This is a genomic window from Streptomyces phaeochromogenes (genome assembly GCF_001418655.1).
GTDB lineage: Bacteria > Actinomycetota > Actinomycetes > Streptomycetales > Streptomycetaceae > Streptomyces > Streptomyces phaeochromogenes.
Window position 1 is genome coordinate 15,295 of sequence record NZ_LIQZ01000055.1, and the last position, 24,249, is coordinate 39,543.

At 69.9% G+C, this 24,249-nt stretch carries 26 protein-coding genes and 1 pseudogene; 16 read left to right on the forward strand and 11 right to left on the reverse strand.

Annotated features, from left to right (window positions below):
- Window positions 1-843 precede the first annotated feature (843 nt).
- From AOK17_RS07785 to AOK17_RS07800, 4 genes are all read left to right on the forward strand, one after another.
- Entirely contained in the window at window positions 844-1,683 is an 840-nt protein-coding gene (locus AOK17_RS07785) for a hypothetical protein (protein WP_055611588.1), read from the forward strand.
- Window positions 1,684-2,174: 491 nt separating this feature from the next.
- Window positions 2,175-3,554: an ice-binding family protein gene (locus tag AOK17_RS07790; RefSeq protein ID WP_055611589.1), complete on the forward strand. Its 1,380-nt coding sequence runs from the start codon at window positions 2,175-2,177 to the stop codon at window positions 3,552-3,554.
- A gap of 259 nt (window positions 3,555-3,813) precedes the next feature.
- On the forward strand, window positions 3,814-4,428 hold the full coding sequence (locus AOK17_RS07795) for a DUF5819 family protein (RefSeq protein ID WP_342671483.1): 615 nt from the start codon (window positions 3,814-3,816) through the stop codon (window positions 4,426-4,428).
- Complete coding sequence (locus AOK17_RS07800; RefSeq protein WP_107102325.1) at window positions 4,418-5,548, forward strand: HTTM domain-containing protein; 1,131 nt, start codon at window positions 4,418-4,420, stop codon at window positions 5,546-5,548. The genes AOK17_RS07795 and AOK17_RS07800 overlap by 11 nt, the downstream gene beginning before the upstream one ends.
- A gap of 67 nt (window positions 5,549-5,615) precedes the next feature.
- Here AOK17_RS07800 and AOK17_RS51550 read toward each other — a convergent pair whose 3' ends face one another.
- Entirely contained in the window at window positions 5,616-6,053 is a 438-nt protein-coding gene (locus AOK17_RS51550) for a hypothetical protein (RefSeq protein WP_206190704.1), read from the reverse strand.
- 207 nt (window positions 6,054-6,260) lie between these two features.
- The gene (locus AOK17_RS53525) at window positions 6,261-6,395 is read right to left on the reverse strand and encodes a hypothetical protein (protein ID WP_281198586.1); all 135 of its coding nucleotides are present in this window, start codon (window positions 6,393-6,395) and stop codon (window positions 6,261-6,263) included.
- Window positions 6,396-6,787: 392 nt separating this feature from the next.
- On the opposite strand from AOK17_RS53525, the gene AOK17_RS07815 reads away from it, so the two are divergent.
- The 4 genes from AOK17_RS07815 to AOK17_RS07830 all read left to right on the forward strand — a co-directional run bounded on the left by AOK17_RS07815 (window position 6,788) and on the right by AOK17_RS07830 (window position 8,282).
- Window positions 6,788-7,066 carry a hypothetical protein gene (locus AOK17_RS07815; protein ID WP_055611593.1) on the forward strand — a complete coding sequence of 93 codons (279 nt, stop codon included), beginning with the start codon at window positions 6,788-6,790 and terminating at the stop codon, window positions 7,064-7,066.
- A 62-nt stretch (window positions 7,067-7,128) separates the two neighbouring features.
- Window positions 7,129-7,488 (forward strand): ANTAR domain-containing protein, encoded by a 360-nt coding sequence (locus AOK17_RS07820; protein ID WP_055611594.1) that lies wholly within the window; start codon window positions 7,129-7,131, stop codon window positions 7,486-7,488.
- A gap of 40 nt (window positions 7,489-7,528) precedes the next feature.
- The gene (locus tag AOK17_RS07825) at window positions 7,529-7,885 is read left to right on the forward strand and encodes a PRC-barrel domain-containing protein (protein ID WP_055611595.1); all 357 of its coding nucleotides are present in this window, start codon (window positions 7,529-7,531) and stop codon (window positions 7,883-7,885) included.
- A gap of 40 nt (window positions 7,886-7,925) precedes the next feature.
- The gene (locus AOK17_RS07830) at window positions 7,926-8,282 is read left to right on the forward strand and encodes an ANTAR domain-containing protein (protein ID WP_055611622.1); all 357 of its coding nucleotides are present in this window, start codon (window positions 7,926-7,928) and stop codon (window positions 8,280-8,282) included.
- Window positions 8,283-8,357: 75 nt separating this feature from the next.
- Here AOK17_RS07830 and AOK17_RS07835 read toward each other — a convergent pair whose 3' ends face one another.
- Window positions 8,358-9,224 carry an NAD-dependent epimerase/dehydratase family protein gene (locus AOK17_RS07835; protein WP_055611596.1) on the reverse strand — a complete coding sequence of 289 codons (867 nt, stop codon included), beginning with the start codon at window positions 9,222-9,224 and terminating at the stop codon, window positions 8,358-8,360.
- A 120-nt stretch (window positions 9,225-9,344) separates the two neighbouring features.
- Complete coding sequence (locus AOK17_RS07840) at window positions 9,345-10,217, reverse strand: LysR family transcriptional regulator (RefSeq protein ID WP_245697047.1); 873 nt, start codon at window positions 10,215-10,217, stop codon at window positions 9,345-9,347.
- A gap of 301 nt (window positions 10,218-10,518) precedes the next feature.
- On the opposite strand from AOK17_RS07840, the gene AOK17_RS07845 reads away from it, so the two are divergent.
- The gene (locus tag AOK17_RS07845; RefSeq protein ID WP_055611597.1) at window positions 10,519-10,839 is read left to right on the forward strand and encodes a three-helix bundle dimerization domain-containing protein; all 321 of its coding nucleotides are present in this window, start codon (window positions 10,519-10,521) and stop codon (window positions 10,837-10,839) included.
- A gap of 19 nt (window positions 10,840-10,858) precedes the next feature.
- Here the strand turns inward: AOK17_RS07845 and AOK17_RS07850 are convergent, their stop codons facing one another.
- From AOK17_RS07850 to AOK17_RS52045, 3 genes and pseudogenes are all read right to left on the reverse strand, one after another.
- Entirely contained in the window at window positions 10,859-11,422 is a 564-nt protein-coding gene (locus AOK17_RS07850) for a GIY-YIG nuclease family protein (RefSeq protein WP_107102326.1), read from the reverse strand.
- Between the two features lie 10 nt (window positions 11,423-11,432).
- Complete coding sequence (locus AOK17_RS52040) at window positions 11,433-11,870, reverse strand: helix-turn-helix domain-containing protein (RefSeq protein WP_245697050.1); 438 nt, start codon at window positions 11,868-11,870, stop codon at window positions 11,433-11,435.
- Window positions 11,795-12,181: pseudogene (locus tag AOK17_RS52045) on the reverse strand (PucR family transcriptional regulator ligand-binding domain-containing protein); the annotation flags it as partial. The pseudogene AOK17_RS52045 and the gene AOK17_RS52040, both read right to left, overlap by 76 nt.
- A gap of 127 nt (window positions 12,182-12,308) precedes the next feature.
- On the opposite strand from AOK17_RS52045, the gene AOK17_RS07860 reads away from it, so the two are divergent.
- The 3 genes from AOK17_RS07860 (at window position 12,309) to AOK17_RS53905 (ending at window position 14,389) form a co-directional block, all read left to right on the forward strand.
- Entirely contained in the window at window positions 12,309-13,115 is an 807-nt protein-coding gene (locus AOK17_RS07860) for a class II aldolase/adducin family protein (RefSeq protein WP_245697048.1), read from the forward strand.
- A 180-nt stretch (window positions 13,116-13,295) separates the two neighbouring features.
- Window positions 13,296-13,874, forward strand: coding sequence for a hypothetical protein (locus AOK17_RS07865; RefSeq protein WP_055611599.1), 579 nt, complete (start codon window positions 13,296-13,298; stop codon window positions 13,872-13,874).
- Window positions 13,875-13,993: 119 nt separating this feature from the next.
- On the forward strand, window positions 13,994-14,389 hold the full coding sequence (locus tag AOK17_RS53905) for a hypothetical protein (RefSeq protein WP_055611600.1): 396 nt from the start codon (window positions 13,994-13,996) through the stop codon (window positions 14,387-14,389).
- On the opposite strand, the gene AOK17_RS07875 is transcribed toward AOK17_RS53905, so the two are convergent.
- Window positions 14,390-15,748 (reverse strand): MFS transporter, encoded by a 1,359-nt coding sequence (locus AOK17_RS07875; RefSeq protein WP_055611601.1) that lies wholly within the window; start codon window positions 15,746-15,748, stop codon window positions 14,390-14,392.
- Window positions 15,749-15,929: 181 nt separating this feature from the next.
- Here AOK17_RS07875 and AOK17_RS07880 point away from each other — a divergent pair, with 181 nt between their 5' ends.
- Entirely contained in the window at window positions 15,930-17,450 is a 1,521-nt protein-coding gene (locus AOK17_RS07880; protein WP_055611602.1) for a carboxylesterase/lipase family protein, read from the forward strand.
- A gap of 87 nt (window positions 17,451-17,537) precedes the next feature.
- Here AOK17_RS07880 and AOK17_RS07885 read toward each other — a convergent pair whose 3' ends face one another.
- Window positions 17,538-18,113 (reverse strand): TetR/AcrR family transcriptional regulator, encoded by a 576-nt coding sequence (locus AOK17_RS07885; protein WP_055611603.1) that lies wholly within the window; start codon window positions 18,111-18,113, stop codon window positions 17,538-17,540.
- Between the two features lie 80 nt (window positions 18,114-18,193).
- Here AOK17_RS07885 and AOK17_RS07890 point away from each other — a divergent pair, with 80 nt between their 5' ends.
- Window positions 18,194-18,961, forward strand: coding sequence for an SDR family NAD(P)-dependent oxidoreductase (locus AOK17_RS07890; RefSeq protein ID WP_055611604.1), 768 nt, complete (start codon window positions 18,194-18,196; stop codon window positions 18,959-18,961).
- 76 nt (window positions 18,962-19,037) lie between these two features.
- On the opposite strand, the gene AOK17_RS07895 is transcribed toward AOK17_RS07890, so the two are convergent.
- Window positions 19,038-20,429: a sensor histidine kinase gene (locus AOK17_RS07895; RefSeq protein WP_245697049.1), complete on the reverse strand. Its 1,392-nt coding sequence runs from the start codon at window positions 20,427-20,429 to the stop codon at window positions 19,038-19,040.
- Window positions 20,423-21,130 (reverse strand): response regulator transcription factor, encoded by a 708-nt coding sequence (locus tag AOK17_RS07900; RefSeq protein ID WP_055611605.1) that lies wholly within the window; start codon window positions 21,128-21,130, stop codon window positions 20,423-20,425. Before AOK17_RS07900 ends, AOK17_RS07895 begins: the two co-directional genes overlap by 7 nt.
- Window positions 21,131-21,343: 213 nt before the next feature.
- Between AOK17_RS07900 and AOK17_RS07905 the strand changes: the two genes are divergently transcribed.
- Window positions 21,344-23,566, forward strand: coding sequence for an MMPL family transporter (locus tag AOK17_RS07905; protein ID WP_055611606.1), 2,223 nt, complete (start codon window positions 21,344-21,346; stop codon window positions 23,564-23,566).
- Between the two features lie 163 nt (window positions 23,567-23,729).
- On the forward strand, window positions 23,730-24,191 hold the full coding sequence (locus AOK17_RS07910) for a nuclear transport factor 2 family protein (protein ID WP_055611607.1): 462 nt from the start codon (window positions 23,730-23,732) through the stop codon (window positions 24,189-24,191).
- Window positions 24,192-24,249 lie beyond the last annotated feature (58 nt).

Here is a 24,249-nt window from a genome sequence, read left to right on the forward strand (position 1 = left end):
GGACCCAGCCGGTCCCTCGGGGATGCGCAGGTCGACCGGACGAAAGATCCGCTCTCCGCAGGCATGCACACCAAGCAGTGGTGGTCCGCCGGGGTCTGGGACGTCCATACGCAGCATAGCCCCGGGGCCGGTCCCGCGGTTGGCCCGGGAGAGGGGTACCAGGATGTTTACACGGCATCGATCGGGCTGCTCCGATGCTCTCCCGTTCTCGCCACGGGTGGGCGGTGGCCCGGCGGTCCGTGTGACAGGCTCACTGTGCTGCCCACCGACGCGGTCAGCGATTCGGCTCCGTAGCCATGCCCGTTGTGTGAGCGTCGCTTCTGACGAGGGACCGGGGCTCGGCCAGGGCGGGCGGCATTGGCGAGTGCCATGCGCGGCCGACAGCCACCGGCTGCGGTCACTGCTCGCAGATGAAACAACGTCAGCGGGGCAGTCGTCCCGTTGAACTGTCGGCACCACTGAAGCTGAAGGAGCTTTACATGCCTCTGTGCTTCCACAAGGCCACTCGGATTCTCCCGGGGTGCGCCTGAACATCAACAAGGGTCGGCTGTCCATCACCAGCAGCGGGAAGCACGCACATCGCAGCGTCGACACGGGTGGGCAGCGGGCCGAGTCGGTCCAACTGCCCGGTGCGTCCTCTTGGCGGCGCACTCCCCGCCGGGGTCGCTGACCGTCCCCGGGCCCGGCGTCCGTGGCTTCTGAACAACCTGTCGAGGGCGCTTCCACGCGACCGCGAATCGCGCCCATGACCTCCATCAAACCTCGCGTCAGCCTCGCTGCGAGCGGGACAGGTCCGGCCATCACGCAGTGACCGCCGGGCTCCAGAACTATCAAGGGACATTGATGGAGAACCTCAGAGACGAAGAGGAACGGGCACCCAAGCGCAAGGTGCTCGACCTGACCGTTGTGCAAGTAGTGGCGAGCGCGCTGGCGACTGTGGTGGGCGCGGTGCTGGCGTCCTTGCTGGGCGTGACCGGGACGATCATCGGCGCCGCCGTGGTCAGTACCAGCGCGACCACGGGCGCGGCGGTCTTCTCGCATGCCTTCCGGCGCACCGGCGAGGGGATCCGTGGTCGGGTCCCGCCCGTAGGAGTACCGAGGACACCGGGTGAGGAGCGGGCAGAACACCGCGCGGACGCCCGTGCGGCGTTCGGTCCACCGGCGGACGCCCGTGCGGTGGTCGGTTCACAGGCGGACGCTCCGGTCGCCGGCGCGACACCGCCCCACACGTCCGCCGAAACGCCCTCCGAAGGTGAGTCGGTCACCACCTATCGGGGCGGCTCGCTCCGGAAGTCCTTCGGCTGGAAGAAGTACGCTCTGGCGACGGGCCTGGTGTTCGCCCTGGCGATGCTCACGGTGACCGCGGTCGAGCTGATCGCGGGCAAGCCGGTGGCGGCCGTGGTCAAGAACGAGCAGGGCAGGGGAACCTCGGTGGGCGGTGGCACGGCCGGTACGCCCGGTCCTGCCGAGAGCGGCACACCCACCCCGGATGCGTCCGGTGGTACGGCGCCGCGGACGAGCAACTCCGCCTCGCCGGACGAGAGTTCGGCGCCGGAGACCGGTGCTGGTCCCAACCCCGGCTCCAGCCCCACCTCCAGCTCGAGTTCCAGGGCTCCGGTGTCGTCCGTGCCGTCCAGCGGCAGTGCCGTGAGCAGTGCCGACGCCACCGCTGATGAGCGGTGACGAGGCGGTGCGGAATCTCTCGAATGCGGGCCCTAGTCGGCGGAGGGGACGTCGCTTTGTAGGCGATGAAGCGTCTTTTGTGTTGTGCCGGCAGTCGAGGCAGCGAATCCGGCGTGACACGCCGGATTCGCTCTTCCGGGCAGTTGCACGCGTGGGTTAATCAACGCACATTCGATATTAATACGGTCGGTGTGGCCCGGGTACGCTTGCGCGTCGTGTCAATACGTAATTCTCTTGGGCATTGACGTGCCGAATGTCTCGGCGCGGCAGCGTGACCTTCGTGCGGTACTAGTCCGTTCAAGGCGGCGCCATCCGGCCCATTAAGTATTTCTATGCGTTTTGCTATTCGCTCGCCGATTTCTGCGGTGGTGCTCGGGCAAAGCGAAATCGGATTCCTCTCCTGCGTAATATGCCAGCGACAGAAACAGGCGATTCTGTGCGACCGAGAACCGCCATGCAGGCACCATCCCCTCACAGGAGTTGGCCCCTCGATGACGCTGAATATCCCTGAAGTGCGACTACGGCGCACCATGTCGGTGTGGATCGCCGCAGTGGCGTCCGTGGCAATCGCCGCGGCCGTGGTCGCGGTGACGCCGACACGCGCAAATGCCATTGCCACCCCGGTGCCTCTGGGCACGGCAGCCACTTACGGAGTGCTGGGGGGTGCGACGGTCACCAACACCGGCCCCACCGTCGTCAACGGTCTCAACGTCGGTGTGAGCCCCGGGCCGGCCATCACCGGGTTCTTCACGTCCGACGGAGGGCCCGGCACCGTGACCCCGCCCGGGGTCCTGCACACCACCGACGCTCACGCGGCTCAAGCCAAGGCCGACCTGACCACGGCGTACAACCAGGCCGCCGGACAGACTCTGACGGACGCGGTGTACAACGACGCTCCCCACGAGTTCGGTGGGCAGACGCTGACGCCGGGCCTCTACAGGGCGAACAGCTCCGCGGCGATCACCGGCACGCTCACCCTGGACGCCGGGGGCAACCCCAATGCTGTCTGGGTGTTCCAGATCGGCTCGTCCCTGACGACGGCAGCCGAGAACAGCAGCGTGAGCTTCGTCAACGGTGCCTCGCCGTGCAACGTGTACTGGCAGGTCGGCAGCTCGGCCACGCTCGGTACCAACACCTCGTTCGTGGGCACCATCATGGCCGACACCTCGATCACCGCCACCACGGGTGCGTCCATCAACGGCCGGCTGCTGGCCGATGCTGGCGCCCGCGGTGACGGCGCCGTGACGCTGGACAGCAACAGGATCTTCCTGGGGCCCTGCGGCACTGGTGGCACTACTGGTGGTCTGATCTCGGGCGGTGTGATCGCCGGTGCCACGTCAGGTGGTGCCACGACAGGCACAACCACAGGCACCACGGGTAGCACCACGGTCGGCGTCATCGGCGGCGTGCCGACGGGCGGCGGAACCGGCGGTGCCCTGGGTGGTCTTCTCGGCGGCGTCCTGACGTCCGGCGGCACCACTGGTGGCGCACTGGGCGGCCTCGTCGCGGGAGCCACCTCCGGCGGCGCCACAGGTGGCGCCCCAGGCGGTGCCACAGGAGGCTCCACGGGTGGTGGCCACGGCGGCACGACCGGTGGGAACGGCCACGACCATCACGGCGAGAAGCCCGGCAAGCCCGGTCACCACGACCACGGCGGGAAGCCGGACGACCACGGCAGGCCCGACGACCATGGTGATCACGGCGGGAAGCCCGACGATCACGGCAAGCCCGAGAACCACGAGGGTCACGGCAAGCCCGACGACCACGAGGGTCACGGCGGCAAGTCCGACGATCACGGCAAGCCCGAGAACCACGAGGGATATGACGGCGATCACGGCGACCACGGAGATCACGACCAGAAGGCCGCCTAGCTCCATGTGAGCGGGCAGGACGGGCGGCGCGCGGCGGATCGTCATCGATTCCGTCGCGCGCCGCCGGTCGAATCTCTGGAGAAGTGGAGAAGCCGGAATGGAAAGGCCGGGTGGGGCCGTGCAAGGCGGCGCAGAAACGGTGGATGTCGACGAAGCGGGCCGGCCCGGCGCCGGACCGGCCCCGGACAGGGGCGGAAGACCCGTCGCGTCCCAAGGGGTTTCGGGCCATCCGCCCCGCCCCGTGAAGGACCTGAAGGTCTTGAAGGCGGGAACGGGAGCCGCCGTGGTCCTGTGCCTGGCCACAGCCCTGGTCCATGTGCTCCTGGTGTTTCTGCACGTGGCACCCCCGAACCCCCTCTCTCAGCAGTACAGCCGCCAGGTCAACGCGTGGGTCCTCCCGCTGTTCGAACAGAACTGGCGGCTCTTCGCGCCGGATCCGGAATCGGTCAACCGGCAGATCTCGGCGAGGACCATGCACACCGCCCCGGACGGCAGCGTGGAGGTGAGTGACTGGTTCGATCTGACGGGCGTGGACAACTCCGCAGTGAGGCACCAGGTCTTCCCCAGCCATACGGCGCAGAACATGCTGCGGCGGGCCTGGAGTTCGTACCTCGAAACCCACGGTGGCGACGATCAGCCTCGCTCGCAGCGGGCGCTGATGATCCAGCAGTACCTGACCAACATCACGGCGGATCGCATCTCCGGCCACCGCGGCGGCACCTTCGAGTCCGTCCAGCTACGGGTGATCGCCGCGCCCATCGCCGCGCCCGCCGCTCCTGCCGCAGCCGGCGGGCCCGGCTCGGCCACCGCCGCGCCGACGCCTGCCGATACGCGGTATCTGCCCTGGTGGAAGGTGGACTCCCATGGAAACTGAGCAGACACGCTCGCCGCACGGGCGCATCCCTGAAGGGGTGGGCGCAGGCGCGCCGCGCCGCGCACCGGATCGGATCGGCGCGTGGCTCACCGTCCTGACCGAGCGGCCGGTCTCCCTCTACGCCGCGGCGGTGCTGCGCATCGGCTACGGGCTTCTCTATCTCGGCTTCCTGCTGCGGGAGTTTCCGCACCGCAACGAGATCTGGGGCCCCGGATCACCGTGGACCCCCGAGCTGGCCGGGCAACTCTTCGACCAGACGGGGTGGGCCAGCATTCTCACCCTGTCCGACAGCCGGCCGTACTTCGAAGCCTGTTACGCGGCAGCCCTCATCACGTCCGCCCTGTTCCTGCTGGGCTGGCGGACCAGAGTGATGTCCGTACTCTTCGCCGTCATGGTCGCGTCCTTCCACGCCCGGGCGATCTTCATGACCGACGGAGGAGACAACCTCATCCTCCTGATGGCCATGTACCTCGTCCTCACCGCGTGCGGCCGACGCTGGTCCCTGGACGCGCGCAGGGCCCGGCTGCGAGTCTCGGCGGGGAAGGCGAAGAGCGGCTCGGCGGGCATGGACGCAGGCGAACTCCGGCATCAACTGGGCACCTCTCGCCGGACGTTGACGGCGGTCCTCCACAACTGCGGCATGTTCGTCATCGCGGCCCAGGTCTGCTTCCTCTACGGTTCCGCGGGTCTCTACAAGGTGCAGGGCGGCTCCTGGGGCAACGGGACCGCCCTTCACTACGTACTGAACCTCGACCTGTTCCGGCCCTGGCCCGAGCTCTCGCTCCTGGCCGACGAGCACGACGTACTGATCGCCATCGCCTGCTATCTGACGGTGCTGTTGCAGGTCGCGTTCCCGTTCGTCCTGTTCGGACGGCTCAAGTACCCGGTCCTCGCCATGCTGTTGGGCATGCACCTGGGTATCGCGGTGCTCATGGGACTTCCGCTCTTCTCCGGCGCGATGATCGTGGCGGACGCCGTGTTCCTGCCCGACGGCTTCTATCGGAGCCTGGGGCGGTTGTTTCAGCGGATCGGCCGGTCGGCCCATGTCGAGGAGGCAGCGGCTTCGCCTCGCGTGGAGCCGGTACTCGTCCCGCCACAGCCCGCACCATCGAGCCACTGAAGGCCCTGTGGCCCGCACGGCGACAGCAGGAGACTTGCTGTCGCCGACGGCGGAACCCCGAGTGCCCTCATGTGTTTCTTCCCTTCGCGTGACGTCCGGTCGGCGGCCAGGGCGCGTGGCCCCGGTCGTCGGGGGACGACGGGCGGCGCCGGTACGGGTCGGCCGACTGTTCGGCGACCAGTGCCTCGAAGAGGCCTCGGGTTTCGACCATGGCCTCCCGCATCTCCTTCGTGCCGCTCTGGTCGCGGACCGCCCTGTGCATGCTGCGGTAGCCCTGGACGAAGTAGGCGTGGTGGACGGAGAGGGCAGCCACCTGCTCCTCGAACCGCTCGCTGTCAGGGAAACCGCGGTCCTTCGCCAGGCGTGCCAGCAGCGCATCCGCCTCGGTGACGGCCTTCTGCGGTGACTCCACGAACTGCTCCTGAACCGCGGCCCATTCAGTCACGTAGTGCTCGCGGGCCTCGGGCGACAGCGGAAGCTTCCTGAGCGAGCCGTGCTGTCGCACGCGCTCATCGAGCTCAAGCTCGGCCGCCCTCACGTCGCCGTCATGCCGGGTGAGGGCACGGTCGTACTCCGGGCCGAAGCGCCTTTTCAGCCCGCGTCCGCCGCTGCCCCGGGCCCTCCGCGTCCGAGGTAGCGGAAGGTGGAAGGCCTCGCCCGGAGTGCTGTAGCCCCACGCCTGCCCTCAGTCAGCGTCCGGCAACCCCCCTTGTCAACGCAGCCTCGACGGGGGTTCGGCCGGCTCGACGGGCGGGGGTGGTAGGACATGGTCCTCCCACCAGGACAGGCCCAGCACGGTGGCGAGCAGCACGAAGGGAGTCAGAACCGGGACGATCAGCGCGTACATGTGTACCGCCTGTTGTGGATGCGTGCGATGCGTGCGATGCGTCGGGCGGCGGATCGTTGCCCGCTCGGAGCGCATCGGGGCCGCGCCGGGGATCACAGGACGGCGGGCGCGTGCGGGAACGCCCTCGCTCGTGACGCGGCTGGGTCCGGAACCGATGCGCAGGGTGCGCGCTCTGGGGAGCGCGGTGGCGGTGGGACGCCTCCAGGGACCGGGGCGGCACGACGCACGCTAGCTCTCCCCGCATTTCCCGGACAGATGTCAAGCAGCCATCCATGCCGGACCGTACGCAGTTGCGTCGCACGGTATCCGCCGTCGTCGGGCAGGACTACGCTGCGCAATGAGGCCCCAGTCCCCGGTATCGACGCTGTGTCCCGCTCCCGGGGAGGCCCGCTGTGTTCGCCCTGCTACTCGTCATCGTCCTGGTCCTGTTCGGCCTCGGCTTCCTCGATCCCGTCTGGTGGGTGGCCGCGGCCGTGCTGGTCTTCGGCGCCGCGCACTACAGCCGCGATCGTGGCGGAGGCCTGGGCCGCGGCAACAGGTCAGACCTCGGGGACTACCGGGTCTATGAGCAGCGCCGGGATCGTCAGGACCGCTGGGACCGCCGCTACACCCGCCGGCACCGAGCGCGCTGGAGGCGCGAGGAACGGCGCGACCGGGAACGCCGCAGGTGACCCGTGAAGCGACCGGCAGCCAGCGAATCCGGACGCGTCGAGAGCCTGGAGAGGTACATGCCATGCCACGCACCAGTGTGATCCAAGAAGAGTGGTGGGATCTGAAGGCCGAGGTCTCGTGGGGGAGCGCGCCGGTCGGGCAGGACGTCGTCGCGCTGCTCGCCGAGAACGATCAGTTGCGGCGGGCTCTGTCCGGCCGTGTGGTGGTCGACCAGGCGTGCGGCATGGTGATGGCCCTGACCCCCTGCCGCCGCGGGGTGGCCAGGAACCTGCTGGTGGATGTCTCACGACAGTGCGATCTCAAACTCCGGGAAGTGGCTGCGGCCCTGGTCGCCACCTCCGAGGGAAAGTCGCTCCCGGGGCAGATCCAGCGGGCACTGCGCCGTGCGCTGCGGCGGCTGCATACGGCGGACCTGCGATGAGGTTCACGCCGACCAGACAAATCCTTCGGAGGGAGAGACCATGATTCACACGGCCGATGTCCGGGAATGGCGCGCTCTCGATGTCGTCGACACCGATTCCCACAAGATCGGTGTCCTCGAAGCGGTGTACGTGGACACCACCACCGACGAGCCGGCCATGGCCACGGTGCGGACCGGTCTGCCCACCCGGCATCGTCTGGTGTTCGTCCCCCTCGACGACGCGATCGTCGGGCCGGGCTACCTCAAGGTCGGCTACGTCAAGACGCTGGTGAAGCAGGCACCTTCGATCGGCACCGACGACGTACTGCCCGCCGAGCAGGAGGAAGCGATCTTCAAGCACTACGGACTGGCGTACAAGCCTGGTGCGGCCGGCGAGCGGCAACTGGCGCGTCGCTGACCACCTTTGGACAGGATGGCCGCGTTGTGAGGTGCGCAGCATGCACCAAGTGACCATGCACAGCGAGGTACCGCCGCTGTTGACGGCTGGGACGTCGACGGGGGACGGCGCCCTGGTTGCCGAGCTTCTCGAACTGCGAGCCAGAAATGAGCAGTTGAGCCAGGCACTGGTGAGTCGCCCGGTGATCGACCAGGCACGCGGCATGGCCATGGTCCTGGCGCCGTGCTCCGGTGACCGTTCCTGGGACCTGCTCGTGGACGTGTCGCAGCACTCCAACGTCAAACTCCGCGACGTGGCCGCGGCCCTGGTCGCCACCACGAAGGGCCAGGAACTCCCGGCGCTGCGGCGCGAGTGGCGCCGCGCGTTGCGGCGCCTTCACGCGCAGGAGCGGCCGTGACGGTTCGGGCGCGGAGACCGAACTGGGACCGAGGCCGCCGGGCCCTGCGGCGCTCGGATTCCCTGCCCTGGTGGTTCAGCCTTGGGCGAGTTCGGCCAGGGCGTCGAGACGGATGGGCGTCCAGCCGAGTTCCCGGTGTGCCCGGGCGCCACTGAACTGCTGGTCGAGGGCGAACGCCTCGGCGATCGGGCCCATCCGCCGCACGGCCTCCTCGATGGTCAGTGACTCGATCCGGTCCGGGCATCCGGCGGCGTGGCTGAGGGCTCGGGTGACGTCCGCCAGCGGAAGGTTCTGGCCGCCGACACCGGCGTACACGGAACCGGCCGGGGCGTTCAGGGCCAGGACGTACAGCTCGGCGATGTCGTCGACGTGGACCAGCGCCCAGTGGTTGGAGCCGTCCCCGATGCAGGGCACGGCACCCGCGGTGCGCCCCGGCTCGACGAAGAACGACTGCGCCAGTCCGCCGGAGTGGCCGTAGACCAGCCCCGGCATCACCACCACCGGGCGCTCTCCGGTGGTGGCCCGGGCAAGCACCCGCTTCTCGTTCTCCAGCCGCCAGGCGGTGATGCGCGGCGGGCTCAGCGGGGCGTCCTCGTCGGCGACCCCGTCGGTGTCGCCGTACACCCACACCCCGCCCGTGTGCACGTACGGGCCGCTTCCCGCGCCCTCCTGCAGTGCCTCCGCCGCCGCGCGGTCGACGTCCGCGGTGCCCTCGGCGTAGTCCACCCCGAGGTGGATGACCCCGTCGGCACGGCGGGCCGCCTCGCGGAGGACATCGGTGTCGGTGAGTGCCCCCGCGACCGGGGTGGCACCGAGGGCCGACACGATGCGCGCCGCGTGCTCGCTGCGGGCCAGCGCCGTCACGGCGATGCCGTGCCCGGTCAGTGCCCGGATGGTGGAGCGGCCGATGTAGCCGGAGCCGCCTGTGATGAAGATCTGCATCGCTCTCACGGTCCTTGTGGGTGGAGGAGCGACGGGGGAAATCCGTCGCTCCTCCACCCTCGCCGCGCGCCGCGGCCGGCGTCCAAGACCTCTTCTGTCAGCAGTGATGTCCTCAGGACATCACTGCTGGGTAGCGACGATGTCGGCGAACTCCGGGAGCAGCGGGGAGCGGCGGTCGGCGCTCCAGGCAAGGCAGACCTCGTTGGGCCCGATGTCGTCGATGGGCACATGCGCGACATCGGTATGGGTGTAGTAGACCGCGGTCGACAGCGGAAGGACGAGGACGCCCCCGGAGGTCGCGACGTGTTCCAGCTTCTCCTCGACGGTGGCGAACGAGGGCCGGGGCCCTGCCTCCTCGCCGCCCGTCCGCTCGGGGAGGTCACGCCACTCGGGGACGGCGTCGGGGTCCTGCAGCAGCCGTTCGGCCGCCAGATCCGCGATGACGACGGACTCCTTGCCCGCGAGCCGGTGGCCCGCCGGCAGTACGGCGACGCGGGGCTCCCGGAAGAGCGGGCGCAGCTTCAGGCCGCGATGGTCGACGGGCAGCCGTACGAAGCTCACGTCGAGCAGGCCCTCGTGCACCCCTTGGACCTGGTCGACCCAGGAAGTGCGCACCACCTGCACACTCAGCTCGGGATGCCTGGCGGAGAAGGCGCGCACCGCGCCGGTCACGGTGATCCCGGGCATGAAGCCGACCGTGAACGCCGAAGATCCGTGCTCGGCCTGCTGGACCCGGCGGTGCAGAGCCTGCGCGGCGGCCAGCAGGGGTCGCGCGTCCTCCAGCAGTTGACGGCCTGCGGCTGTCAACTCGGTGGTCTGCTTGTTCCTGGCGAACAGCTGCGCACGCAGCTCCTGCTCCAGCGCGCGGATCTGCCGGGACAGCACCGGCTGCGTGATGTGCAGCCGCTCGGCGGCCCGGCCGAAGTGCAGTTCCTCGGCCACGACCACGAAGTAGCGCAGCTTGCGCAGGTCGACATCCACGACATCTCCCACCGTGTCTCCTGCCGTGTAGACGCCGTCTCCCAGCGTAGTTCCTTCGGTCGGTGTCGTTGGGGAGATCACTTGGTGCCGCGAGCGAGGCAACCGGGACCGACCCCGGACCGCTGGTACCGCGATATCCATCGCCGTCCACCCCGCAGGTCGACCAATCCGAGATGTCGAGCTGGTGAACAGATAAGGTCGGCCGTTCCACCGCCGTGATCCGTGCAAGGGTGGAAACGGACAGGTCGACGCCGAGCACCCGGACACTGATCGGATGCCGAGGTCGGCTGTCTGTGACAGTGAGGAGCGCGCCATGGGCGCGAACACGGTCGAGTCCGCGTTGCCTGACACCATTCAGGAGCTGACAAACCGACTGACGGCCGCTTACGCCAACCTGCTGACGGCCGCAGTCGTGCGGGATGTGGTGCATGACTGCTACCAGCCGCTCAGCAACGCTCGTATCGCCAACTACGTGCCGATCCTCGTCGAGCACAGCAGCCGCACCAAGCTACGACAACTCACCCGGCGTCCCGATGCCATGGCTCACCTTCGCGCATCCTCCGACGGGACACGAGGCCGCTCGGTCACCATGGCCCTGCGAAGGATCCGAGTCGCCCTGACCCGCTCGCCGTAGGCGCCTGTGTCCCGGGGGCCTACGCCTTGGCCGGGCGCCGGCCGGCGCTCGCGTAGTACGTGTTCCGTGCCTCCTGGACTCGGTCGCGTGCGGGGCCGTGCGCCGCGCCGTCGAGATTCAGGGGCGGACACAGGCTGGAGATCAGCGCGGTCTCCAACGGGACGGGATCGGGGTGCTCGGCCCAGGTGAGCGTGAGGTGGCGGTACATCCACTCGGTGAGGCGCCGCTCGTCGTCGGGGATCAGGATGACACGGTTGGTCCAGGTCGTCCGGTAGCCCTCGGTCGGCATGAGCAGTCCGGCCAGGGTGCGGCGCAGGGTGGATCCGCCGGAGTGCCTCAGATGGTTCCCGGTGATCCGGGTACGAAGCCGGGTGGCTTTGCCGAGATACAGCAACCGCCGCTCGGAATCACCCGAGTTGGCCGGTCCCGAGAACGCGGCAAGGACGCTCGGAGGCGCCCACCAGGCGTACAGGCCCGCGGTCCTGGGCAGCGCGGTGGTCGCGGCGCCGAGTGCTCGCGGCGTGGCAAGCAGGTCGGCCGTGACCTGACACAGGGCTGCGTCACCGAGCGCGTCATCAGGCATGGGCCGCACCTTAGGCGAGGTACGGCAAGTGCGTCTTCAGGTCGACGTCGAGGAGTTCGCCGACCCGTGCCAGGCGGTGGCGCACGGTGTTGCGGTGGACCTGGAGGGCCGCGGCCGTGCGGTCCCAACTGCCTTGCTGGGTAAGCCAAGTTCGCAGGGTGTCGAAGAGGACCGAGGTGCCCGGCGCGCCGGCCCGGTTGAGTGGGGCGAAGCGGGTGCGGGCCAGATCCCGGGCGTCGGGGCGGGGACGAGCCCGTGCACGGCGAGCGGGTCCTCGGTGTGGACGACGGAGGGTACTTCGGCGGCCTCGGCGATCGCCGCGTACGCGGCCTGCCCGACGGCCACGAACGGGGTGGCCGGCGGCAGTCGCAGGAGCGGCAGCCCATGGCGGTCGCAGGCGGCGATGAGCTCGGGCGGAACCTCCTCGTGCACGGGGGCGACACCGAATCCGAGCGCGCTCACTCCGGCGGCGACGACCTGTCGTACGTACGCGTCGATGCCCTCCGCGTCGAGGGGAAGCCGCACGCCCGCGGTGAGGAGCAACTCGCCGCCCACCAGATACGGCGTCGGGTCCTCGATCTCCGTCGTGCCGACCGTACTGACCCTGACCCGGTGCTCCCCGGTGGGGCCCGCGATCTGGCGCAGCCCCAGGGCGGGGTCGGCGAGCAAAGTGCTCAGGGGTACGGACGGCTGCTCGGACTCGGTCATGAGGAGACATCCTGCCGGTCCGACGGCCTCCCGCCGGAGTGCCGGAATCATCCAATGGGTGACTCCATATTGGACAGAACCGCCACTTCGGCACCGGCTCGTACGCCGATAGCGTCGTGCCACTCCCAGTGCACCCCCACTCCCAGGTCACCGGCCCCCGCCGGAAGGAGAGAACCTCATGACCGAGCTGTCCCTGCGCCCGGACGGCACCGCCGACCGCACCAGCGGCCCGATCGCGTCCGGCGAGGAACCGCGTCTGCGCCGTGAACTCGCCGCGGTCTACCGCCTCGTGGCGCACTTCAGGATGACCGACCTGATCTTCACGCACATCTCTGTCCGGCTCCCCGGCCCGGAGCAGCACTTCCTGATCAACCCGTACGGGCTCCTCTTCGAGGAGATCACCGCGTCGAACCTCGTCAAGATCGACCTGACCGGCCGCCCCGTCGAGGAATCACCCCACCCGGTCAACCCCGCCGGCTTCGTCATCCACAGCGCCATCCACGCCGCCCGGTCCGACGCCCACTGCGTGCTGCACACCCACACCAAGGCCGGGTGTGCCGTCGCGGCCCAGGAACACGGGCTGCTCCCGCTCAACCAGATCTCCATGGAGTTCTACGACAGGCTTGGCTATCACGACTACGAGGGCGTCGCCCTCAACCTCGCCGAACAGCGGCGCCTCGTCGCCGACCTCGGCGGTCACCCCGCGATGATCCTGCGCAACCACGGGCTGCTCACCGTCGGTGAGACCCCCGCCCAGGCGTTCCTGCGCATGTACTACCTGGACAAGGCGTGCGAGATCCAGACCGCGGCCACCGCCGCGGGCACCGGGCTCGTCATCCCCAGCTCCGACATCTGTGAACTGACGGCACGTCAACTCACGGGCGAGGACGACAGTTCGGACCTCCAGGACGACATGGGATACGAACTCGCCTGGTCGGCACTGCTCCGGCTGGTCGAGCGCGTCGCCCCCGACTACAAGGACTGACCCGAAGGCGAACCGTTCCGCTGCCCAACTCGTCTCCATGTTCGATAAGGCACCGAGACGTGAGATGTCTCGAGGTGCCGACGAGGCGCATGTGCGTCCAGTGAAAGGACTGCCGGAACGGTGTTAGTGAGCCACAGGAAAAGGACCGTCGGCTGGATCGCCGGAGGCACGTTTGCGGTGATGGCCGCGGGTGTCACGGGGTGCTCCAGCGATTCGGACCCCGCCGCGGACAAGGAGCCGACCGCGAGCAGCTCGTCCGCGGCCGACGCGGAGAACGCGAACAAGGGGAAGCAGAAGGACGGTTCGTCGACGCAGCCCTCGGCCGGCGGCCGGTCCACAGCCGAAGAGGCGGTTGCCGCGTGGGTCACCGCGGTCATCAAGGGCGAGCCGAAGCAGGCGTGCCTGCTGATGGGGGAGCCGGCCACCGATTCGTCGCCCGCCCGGGCCGGCACCGCTGAGAGGTGCAACGGCGACGATCCCGAGGTCCGGCAGATGCAGGACAACCTCGGAGAGATGCGTACGTCGTTCATGCCCAAGCCGCCCACGGACAACCCGAAGGTGGAAGTCGCCTCCGTCCAGCCCGCCGGTGACAAGGCGGTGGTCCCCGCGGAGAAGGTCACGGTCGAAGGAAAGACCCTCGACAAGATCATCCTGTCCCACTCCACCGGGGTGGAGGAAGGGCAGCTGGACGTCAACATGGAGTCCACCAAGATCGACGACGCCTGGTACGTGACCAATCTCGATTTCAACATCGGCTAGTGCTGAACGGCCGACCACACTCCCTGGCCGTGCGGCGGCACGGCCAGGGAGGCCGGTCGGGCCGTCAGGCCGAAGGCGCGCCGGACAGGACTTCCGCCCGACCGGTGTCGAGCGAGTAATTGGCGCTGACCACGGCGAGCTCGCCCTTCTTCACGAGCGGGGCGAGGTCCCTGTCGGAGCGCAGAGCGGCGACGGCCAGCCTTGTCAGCCCCGACGGCCGCACCCTCGCCGTCGGTGGTGACGCCGGCACGCTCCAACTCTGGGACACCGCCACGCGGCAACCCCTCGGCGGCCCCCTGACCGCCCCGGGCGACGCCATCGACTCCCTCGCCTTCAGCACCGACAGCGCCACCCTCCACGCGGCCGGTGCCCAGGTCCCGCTCCAGAGCTGCACCGTCGACCCCGCCCGGGCCGTCACCCGGATCTGCGCCCGCGCCGGCGACGCCGACCTGACGAGGGCCCAGTGGCAGACGTACGTACCCGATGCGTCGTATCGAAGGGTGTGCGGCGGTTGATCAGCTGAGGCCGACCGTGGCCGCGACGGGCGCGGGGGCGGCCGGGGCGTCGCTTCGGCCGATGCGCCGGGCAAGGGGCACGAGGGCGATCGCGACGGCGCCGACCAGTCCGGCAAGCGCGAAGGTGGTGAAGCCCCAGCTCTGGTTGCCGTTGGTGGCGAGTACGCCGATCAGCCAGGGACCGACGACGGCGCCGGTGCGGCCGATTCCGGTGACCCAGCCGAGGCCTGCCGCGCGTTCACTGTCGCGGTAGACGGTGTTGGTGGCGGCGTAGACCATGACCTGTGCGCTGAACAGGAACACACCGGTCACGGCGACCACGGCGTACGTGACGCCGAGCGGCAGTTGGGACCTGAGCAGCAGGGCTCCGGCGGCCGTCAGCACGAACCAGATCGCCGACACCCGTACCGCGCCGAACCTGTCGGCGGCACGCCCGGCGATCAGCAGGCCGACGATGCCGCCCGCGTTGATCACCATCAGGAAGCTGATGGACGAGTTCAGCCCGTAGCCGGAGGCCCGCATCATCTGCGGCAGCCAGGTGCTCACGCCGTACACGAGAAGCAGCCCGCTGAAGGAGGCCAGCCACAGCAGCGGGGTCGCCCAGCGGGACTCCGGGCGGAACAGCGCCCGGATGGCGGCGAGGCGACCCGCCGCACCGGCGGCCGGAGCGGCGACCTCGGTGGGCCGGGGGAGCCCGTACCGGTCGGCGACGGCGTCGGCCTTGGCGCGCTCGCCGTGTGCCAGCAGCACGCCCGGCGACTCCGGCAGCAGCTTCAGCAGCAGCGGTACGGCGACCAGGGCCGGGAGCACGCCCGCCCAGAACACCCAGCGCCAGCCCGCGGCCGGGGCCAGAGCCAGCCCGAGCCCGGTCGCCGCCATGCCCCCGAAGTGGTACGAGGTCATCAGCAGCCCGGTGGTCAGCGCGGCCCGGCGCGGCGGCGCGAACTCCATGACCATGGCCAGGCACAGCGGCATGAGCCCGCCGAGGCCGAGGCCGGCGACGAAACGGCCGGCCCCGAAGAGGCCGACGCCCGGAGCCACGGCGCAGATCGCGGAGCCGAGGGAGAACAGCGTCACACTGGCGACGAGCATGAGCCGTCGGCCGAGCCAGTCGGTGAGGTTCCCGGCGGTGAGGGCGCCGATGAGCATGCCGAACGTGGTCCAGCTGCCGATGGTGCCGGCCGTGGCCGGAGTCAGCCCGAGTCCGCTGTCGTCGAGCATGTGGGGCATGACGGCGCCGTAGATGTTGACGTCCATGCCGTCGAAGAACACGGCCAGCCAGCACAGGGCCAGGACGGGGAAGACCGTGCGGAACGTGTGTGGGGAACGGGATGCGGCAGACGAGTGGGAGGAGTTCATCTTCGTCCTTGGAGATGTGATGGAACCTTTGGAACACGAACGGGGTGTTCGTCAGGTGAAATATGATTCACTGATGTTGGCTGTGAGTCTCGGGTCGGGGTGGGCGAGTGTCAATGGTGCGGCGCGAGGTGTTCCCGTGTGCGGGTCGGCCGTCGAGCGGTGGCCCGGTTGAGGAGTGATCATGAGCAATGACGAGTTTCCCCAAGCCACGACCGCGGTCGGTACGGTCCGTGGCCGCCGCGAGGGCGGCTTGGCGGTCTTCCGCGGCATCCCGTACGCCCAGCCCCCGGTGGGTGAGGCACGCTTCGCGGCGCCGCGGCCGGTGAACCGCAGGGACGGGGTCCGGGACGCGTTCGCGTTCGGCCCGCCGCCCCCGCAGGAGCCGTTCGGCCCCGAGCCCGCTCCGGCCGACGGCCCTCCGCCCGGTGACGACTGGCTGACCGTCAACGTCTGGACGCCGGACGCCGATCCGGTGGCCCGCCGCCCGGTGATGGTGTGGATCTACGGCGGTGCCTACAAGTTCGGCTCCGCCGACGATCCCGCCTACGACGGCAACCGTCTGGCCCGCGACGGGGGACTGGTCGTGGTCACCCTCAACTACCGCGTCGGCATCGAGGGGTTCCTCCAGATCGAGGGAGCGCCCGCCAACCGAGGTCTGCTCGACCAGGTCGCCGCCCTGGAATGGGTGCGCGACAACATCACCGCCTTCGGCGGCGACCCCGACCAGGTCACTGTCTTCGGTGAGTCGGCGGGCGCCGGGTCGATCGCCGCGCTGATGTCCATGCCCCGGGCGCGGGGCCTGTTCCGGCGGGCCATCGCACAGAGCGTGCCGGGCACGTTCTTCTCGAACGAGCTGGCCGCCGACATCGCCGAGGTCGTCGCGGGTGAGCTGGGGCTGCGCCCGACGGTCGCCGACCTGTCCGCCGTGGGCCCGCGCAAGCTGCCCGAGGCAGGCGCTGCGCTGACCGCCAGGATGCGCGAGTACGTACACCGTTGGGGCCCCGTCGCGCTCACCCCGACCCCGTTCTCACCCGTCGTCGACGGTGACGTCCTGCCCACCACGCCGTGGGAGGCGCTTGCGAACGGCACCGCACGGAACGTCGAACTGATCGCCGGGCACAACCGTGACGAGTACCGGCTCTTCCTCCTGCTCGGCGGACTGCTCGGCCGGGTCGACGAGGGCCTCGCGTCGATGGCCCTCGGTTTCTTCGGACCGACACCGGACGCCGAGCGGTCCTACCGCGCCGCGTTCCCCGACGCCTCCGCGGAGTACCTCTTCGAACTCGTCCAGTCCGACTGGCTGTTCCGCATGCCCTCGCTGCACCTGGCCGAGGCTCAGACCGCCGGCGGAGGCCAGGCCCATCTTTACGAACTCACCTGGCCCGCCCCGGCCGACGGCGGTGCTCTCGGCGCCTGTCACGGCTTGGACGTGCCCCTGGCCTTCGGCGTCCCCGGCGGACTCGGCGGCCTGCTGATCGGCCCCGAACTCTCCCCCGAGACCGAGGCGCTGTCCGCCCATGTCCGCGCCGCCTGGACCGCGTTCGCCAGGACGGGCGACCCGGGCTGGTCCCCGTACGACACCGAGCGGCGCCTCGTCCACCTGCTCGACACCGAACCGACCACGGCCACCTACCCCGAGGAGGCCTCCCGCCGACTGTGGGAGCGGCACACCTTCCCCGCGCTGCCGCTGGTGACGCCGTAACGGGGTAGCGCGTAGTCGCGCGGTACTCCGCGTCGTTCGACGGGCGGGCCGTCGCGGTCGCGGGCCTGAAGTGCGGGCGTGCAGCTGTCAGGCGACCGGGCCCCCGTCGATGAACAGCGCCCGGTGAAGCATCGCGCGGACGCGGCCGTTCAACTGCTCGCGGTGGACGACGTCGTTGTCCGCCATCGCTCCGGCCGCCATGGGGAAGGCCAGCATCAGGTCCTCGACGTCGACGTCGGGATGGACGAGTCCGGCCTCGCGGCCACGTTCGAGGTGTGGCCGGAACGCGGCCACTGTGCGGGCGGACAGGCCCGTCAGCCATGCGAGGTCCGCGCCGGACAGGACGTGCGCGAGGCTGCGGTTGTCGCGCTGCATGTCGAACACGAAGTCGAGGAGGCGCACGATGCCGTCCGGGCGTTCGCCGAGTGCGGCGGCCTGTTGCTCGATGAGGGTGACGTTGTCCTCGAAGACCGTCGCCGCGAGTTCCTCGCGGGTGGCGAAGTTGCGGTAGAGCGTGGTCCGGCTGACCTCCGCGGCCCGGGCGATCTCCTCGAATGCGACGCCGGGCCCCTGCTCGGCGAACGCCTGACGAGCGGCTGCCAGCAGCCGCTCCCGGTTGCGCGCGGCGTCGCGCCGCTTCGTGCCTTGAGTCTTGTCCGACATGTGTCGCAGACTACTGACCATTATCCGTACACCCATGTACGTTTCTTGGATCGTGGCACGCAACCTGAGGGAGATCGCTGATGGAAGGCCTCAAGAACAAGGTCGTCGTCCTGGCCGGCGCGGGCGGGCTCGCCACCGCGACGGCGAGGTTCCTGGGCGCCGGCGGCGCCACGATCGTGGTGAGTGACGTCGTCGAGGCCTCGGCCGAGGCCACGCTGCGGGCCGTTCGGGACGCCGGGGGAGAAGGCGTCGCCATGGTCGTCGACATCTCGGACGAGGAGCAGGTCAAGAGCCAGATCGACCGGGCGATGAAGGAGTACGGGCGGATCGACGGACTCTTCAACGTGGCCGCCAACATCCACCCGGAGGAGGTCGCCAAGGACACGAACGTCGTCGACATCGACCTGGCGGCCTGGCAGCGCACGATCGACGTCAACCTGACGGGCTATCTGCTGACCCTCAAGCACGCCCTGCCCCACATGATCGAGGGCGGCGGCGGATCCGTGGTGAACACCCTGTCCGGCGCCGCCTACGCCGGCATGGCGGACAAGGTCGCGTACTCGGTGACGAAGGCCGGGATCGGCGCGCTGACCCGGCATGTCGCGCGCAAGTACGGCAAGGACGGCATACGCGCCAACGGGGTCGCGCCGGGCCTGGTGATGACGGAGGCGACGAAGCTGAACCTCCCCGAGGAATTCCGCGACATGATCCTCACGACGACACCGGCACCGCGGCACGGCAGGCCTCAGGACATCGGTGCCACCGTGGCGTTCCTGCTGTCCGACCTGTCGGAGTGGATCACCGGTCAGATCCTGTCCGTCGACGGCGGCACCACGATGCGCGCCTGAGCGAGCCGCCTCCTGGTTTCCGTCGCCGTCCGTTGGAGTCCCTTGTTCGTCGTCCGTCGCGCGGCCGGGGCGCCGGTCACAGGACGGGAAGGGTCAGTTCGACCAGGGTTCCTCCGCCGGGCGGGCTGTCGACGCGGACGGTTCCGCCGTGCAGGTCGGCGACGGCCGCGACGATGGACAGCCCGAGGCCGCTGCCGCCACGGGCCCGGCTCCGGCTCCTGTCGGCGCGGTAGAAGCGGTCGAAGACGTGGGGGAGTGCCTCGGCCGGGATGCCGGGACCCTTGTCGGCCACACGCAGCACGGCACGGCCGTCCGCCACCGACAGCTCCACCGAGCAGGTCGCGTCGGCCGGCGTGTGCATCCGTACGTTGGCCAGCAGGTTGGCCACGACTCCGCGCAGTTGGGCTTCGTCTCCGCGTACCGTCACCTCGGACGCCACGGTCACCGTCCAGGGGCGGGCCGGCTCGACGGCCGCCGCGTCGCGGCAGGACTCGGTGACCACCCGGCCGAGATCGACGGGTTCCAGCTCGTCAGGGTCGTCCTCGTCGAAGCGGGCCAGCATGAGCAGCGATTCGACGAGGCGCGTCATCCGGTGCACCTCGGCCAGCATGCGTTCCACCGCCTCGTCGACCGCCCGGGTGTCGGGCAGGGCACCTTGCTGGTAGAGCTCGCCGTAGCCGCGTATCGACTGCAGGGGAGTGCGCAGTTCGTGCGAGGCGTCCGCGACGAACAGGCGCAGCCGCTCCTCCGAGGCGTCCCGGGCGGCGAGGGCGGTGTGGATCTGGTCCAGCATCCGGTTGAGGGCGCCTGCGAGCCGGCCCACCTCGGTCTTCGGCCCGATGCGGGCGTCGACCAGACGCGGGGCGAAGTCGCCCGCGGCCACACGGTCCGCGGTGCGTGCGGCATCCTCCAGCGGGCGCAGCGAGCGCCGGACGACCAGGACACCCAGCACGGCCAGGACGACATCGGCGAGCAACTGGACGGCGACGACCACCAGAACGGCCCGGCGGACCGCGGCCTCGGTCGCGGCGGTGTCGACGGCGGCCACCGCAGTCCGCCCGTCGGCGAGCCGCGTGGTGGCGAGCCGGTACTTCGCGGAGCTCGTCGAGCCGGCCGCCGGTACGGTCACGGGCGTGTCGGGGGGAGGCGCCGGGTCCGGAAAGCGCGGGCCCGGGCCGCGGGGGCGTTCATCGCCGCTGAGGAGGGCGATGTACAGATCACCGCCGAACCTGAGCCACCCGTACTCGGTGGAGTCCTTGCCCGCGATCTCGACACCCGCGGAATCGGCGGTGGCCATACCGGTGGTCGTCGTGGTCAGCCGGTGGTCGAGTTCCTCGTACAGCGAGGACCGCAGCGCGGAGAACGTCACGATGCTCGTGACCGTCAGCACGCCGTTGAACAGGACGATGAGCAGGATGCTGATCCGGGTGCGCAGCGGCCGGTTCCGCCACCAGCGGGCCCTCAGCACTCCGCGGCCCGGAGGCTGTATCCGACACCGCGGTGCGTGTGGATCAGCCGCTCCCCGTGGCTGTCGACCTTGCGGCGCAGATAACTGATGTAGGTGGCCACCACGGTGTCGTCGCCGTTGAAGTCGTACGACCACACGTGCTCCAGGAGCCGGGCACGGGTGATCACCTTGCCCTGGTGCAGCATCAGATACCGCAGGAGCCGGAACTCCGTGGGGGAGAGGTCGATGACGGCACCGGCCCGGCGCACCTCGTGGGTCAGGGTGTTGAGGCTCAGGTCCGCGACCTGGACCGAGGGGTCGTCGGGACGGTGAGCCCGGGTACGGCGCAGGACGGCGCCGACGCGGGCGGCGACCTCGTCGAGGCCGAAGGGCTTGGTGATGTAGTCGTCACCGCCCGCGGTGAGTCCCCGTACGAGGTCCTTGCGGGTGTCGCGGGCGGTGAGGAAGACCACGGCGACCGGCAGACCGTCGGCGCGCAGGCGGCTCAGGACCTCGAAGCCGTCGCTGTCCGGCAGCATGATGTCGAGCAGGACGAGGTCGGGCAGGAACTCCCGTGCCAGGGCCAGTGCTTCGCGGCCGGTGGCGGCGGTGCGCACCTCGTAGCCGACGAACCGCAGGAACCGGGCGACGGTGTCCACGATCGCCGGTTCGTCGTCGACCACCAGCAGGTGTCCCCGCACCCGCGGTTCCTGGTCGTTCATCGGTGAGGCCCTTTCCCTGCGTGCCGTACGGGATCAAGGGTGCCCGACGATTCGGGTGCCTTCCATGGGAGTTCCGTGTGAGAAGCGGCCCGCGCGGGGGCGAAACGCGCTCGTCGGCGGGGACGGCTCATAGCGTCGCGGTTGATCGGGCCCCGCGGTTTCTCGCCGTGCGACGGGCCCTCCTGTCTGCGCGTTCACTTCCTGGGAGTTCTCTTGTCCACGTTCCTGTACCGCCTGGGGAGGTTCTCCTACCGGCGCAAATGGACGGTGATCATCGGCTGGCTCGTCGTGCTGTGCGCCCTGGGTGCGGCGGCCGTCACCCTCATGAAGCCGTTCTCCTCCTCCACGAGCATTCCGGGCACCGAGGCCCAGCGGGCGTCCGACGTCCTCGACAAGGAGTTCCCGTCGGGCAGTGACGGCATCACCGGACAGATCGTCTTCCGCGCGGCGCAGGGCGAGACGGTGACGGCCGGAAAGCCGGGCGATGCGATCCGCACCGCCACCGCCCGGATCGCGAAGACGACCGGCGTGGAGTCCGTGACCACTCCCTCGGCCAAGGCGGGAAACGTCTCCCGTGACGGCCGTACCGGCATAGCCCAGGTCACCTTCACCACCGAGAAGTCCGACGACATCAGCGCGGCCTCGGTCGAGGAGATCGAGGCCGCGGCGGACCAGGCGCGGACCGACGGGCTGACGGTGGCTCTGGGCGGCCGGGCGTTCGACCCCGTGGAGTCGGCCGCCGGGGGCGCCGGAGAAGCCGTCGGCATCCTCATCACGCTGATCGTCCTGATCCTGGTGTTCCGCTCGCTGCGCGCCGCCGTCGTCCCGCTCGCCATGGCCATGGTGGGGGTGGCGCTGGGCGTCCTGGCCCTGCTGACGCTCACCAGCGTCGTCGACATGGACAGCACCGCGCTGATGCTCGCCCTCATGCTGGGCCTGGCCGTCGGCGTGGACTACGCACTGTTCATCGTCTCCCGGCACCAGACGCAGGTCAGGGACGGCATGGACCCGGAGGAGTCCGCGGGCCTCGCCGTGGGTACCGCGGGCTCGGCCGTGCTGTTCGCCGGAGCGACGGTGGTCATCGCGCTCGCCGCCCTGACCGTCGTACGGATCCCGTTCCTCGCCATCATGGGACTCGGCGCCGCCCTCACCGTTGTCATCGCGGTGGTGCTGGCGCTCACCCTGCTGCCCGCCGTGCTGGGCCTCCTCGGCCCGCGCATCGCCTTCAGCCGGATCCCGGCGCTGCGCCGATCCGCGCAGCGTTCGCTCGACAAGCAGCGGTCCGGTGCGGTCGGTGCGGGCATCCGCTGGGCGCGGCTGATGGACCGGCGGCGCTGGGCCGTCCTGCTGCTGGGCGTGGTCGGCCTCGGCGTGCTGGCGGTGCCGGCGGCCGATCTGCGGCTCGGGCTGTCGCTGCCCAGCACGAACGCGGAGGCCGTACGCGCCCAGAAGATGACCGACGAGGCGTTCGGCCCCGGCCACGGCGGCACGTTGGTCATCCTGGTCGAGGGAGACGGGCGTAAGGCGACCGAGTCGGCGGCCAAGGAGATCGCTCGGACGGCGGCGGATCTGCCCGATGTCGCCTCGGTGGCCCCGGCCAGGCTCAGCGGCACGGGCAACGCGGCCATGGTCGGCGTCGTACCGCAGAGCGGTCCCGAGTCCGAGCGCACCGAGCAGCTGCTGCACGACATCCGCGCCGCACGCGACGACCTGGAGAAGTCCACGGCCACGGAGATCAACGTCACCGGGTCCACCGCCGTGAACCTCGACGTCGCCGCGAAGCTCACCGACGCGCTGCCCGTCTACTGCCTGGTGGTCATGGGCCTCGCGGTCCTGCTGCTGACCCTGGTGTTCCGCTCGATCGCCGTGCCGCTGAAGGCCGCGGTGGGCTTCCTGCTGTCGCTCGGCGGCTCGCTCGGCGTCCTGGTCGCCGTCCTCCAATGGGGTTGGTTCTCCTCGGTACTTGGGACGCAGGCGAGCCCGACCGTGATCAGCTTCCTGCCGATCCTCCTGATCGGCATCCTGTTCGGACTGGCCATGGACTACGAGGTGTTCCTCGTCTCCCGGATGCGCGAGGAGTACGCGCGCGGCAAGAGCCCGGTGGCGGCCATGGTGGACGGCTTCGGCCACGGCTCGAAGGTGGTCACCGCGGCTGCGGTCATCATGGTGAGCGTCTTCGGGTCCTTCGTCTTCGCCGACATGCAGATCACCAAGGGCATGGGTCTGGCCCTGGCGGTCGGCGTCCTGCTCGACGCGTTCGTCGTCCGGATGTGTCTGGTGCCGGCCGCGATGTCCGTGCTCCAGCACGCCGCCTGGTGGCTGCCGCGCTTCCTGCACCGGGCGCTGCCGCACGTCGACGTCGAGGGCGAGAAGCTGACCCGTGAGCAGGCGCGTCCGGCGGCGGCCGACCGGGACCTACTCGCCTCGCGGTCCTAGGGCATGGATCGGGCCGTACCTGACGATCAGCGGGTACGGCCCGTACCTCGGGCGAACGAAGGCGAACCCCCGCTCGATTTTCGCGACAACCTGTCGTAATGTTTACGACAGGTTGTCGCATAAGAGTGCGTCGCCGTAGTGCAGGTGGAAAGGGACTCTTCTCATGAACGCCAACGATCGCGCCGACGTCATCCAACTGCTCGGTCTGTACGCCGACATCGCGGACAAGAAGGAGTTCACGGAGCTGCCCCGCCTGGTCTTCACCGACCCGCTCACGCTCGACTTCGAGTCGGTCACCGGCATGCCCCCGATGGAAACGCCGCTCGATCAGTACACCGAGATCCTCCGGGGCGCCTTCGCGCCCTTCGTGGCGACGCACCATGCGATCACGGGCCACGTCGTCGACATCGACGGCGACCGCGCGACGATCCACGCGCACGTCCGGGCCGAGCACTGGCTCCCGGAGGAACTGGCCGACGGCGGGCCCAATCGGTGGCTGGTGGTCGGTTTCTACGACAACGAGGCAGTTCGCACGGCGGACGGCTGGCGTCTCGACCGAGTGAAGCTCACCTCGACGTACCAGGAGAACGCGCATCTGGTGGGCGCCGCCCTGCCCTCCGAGTAGGCACACCGGCGGCGGGGCCGGGGCCGACCCCGGGCGACAGGGAAGCTGCGGAGGAAGG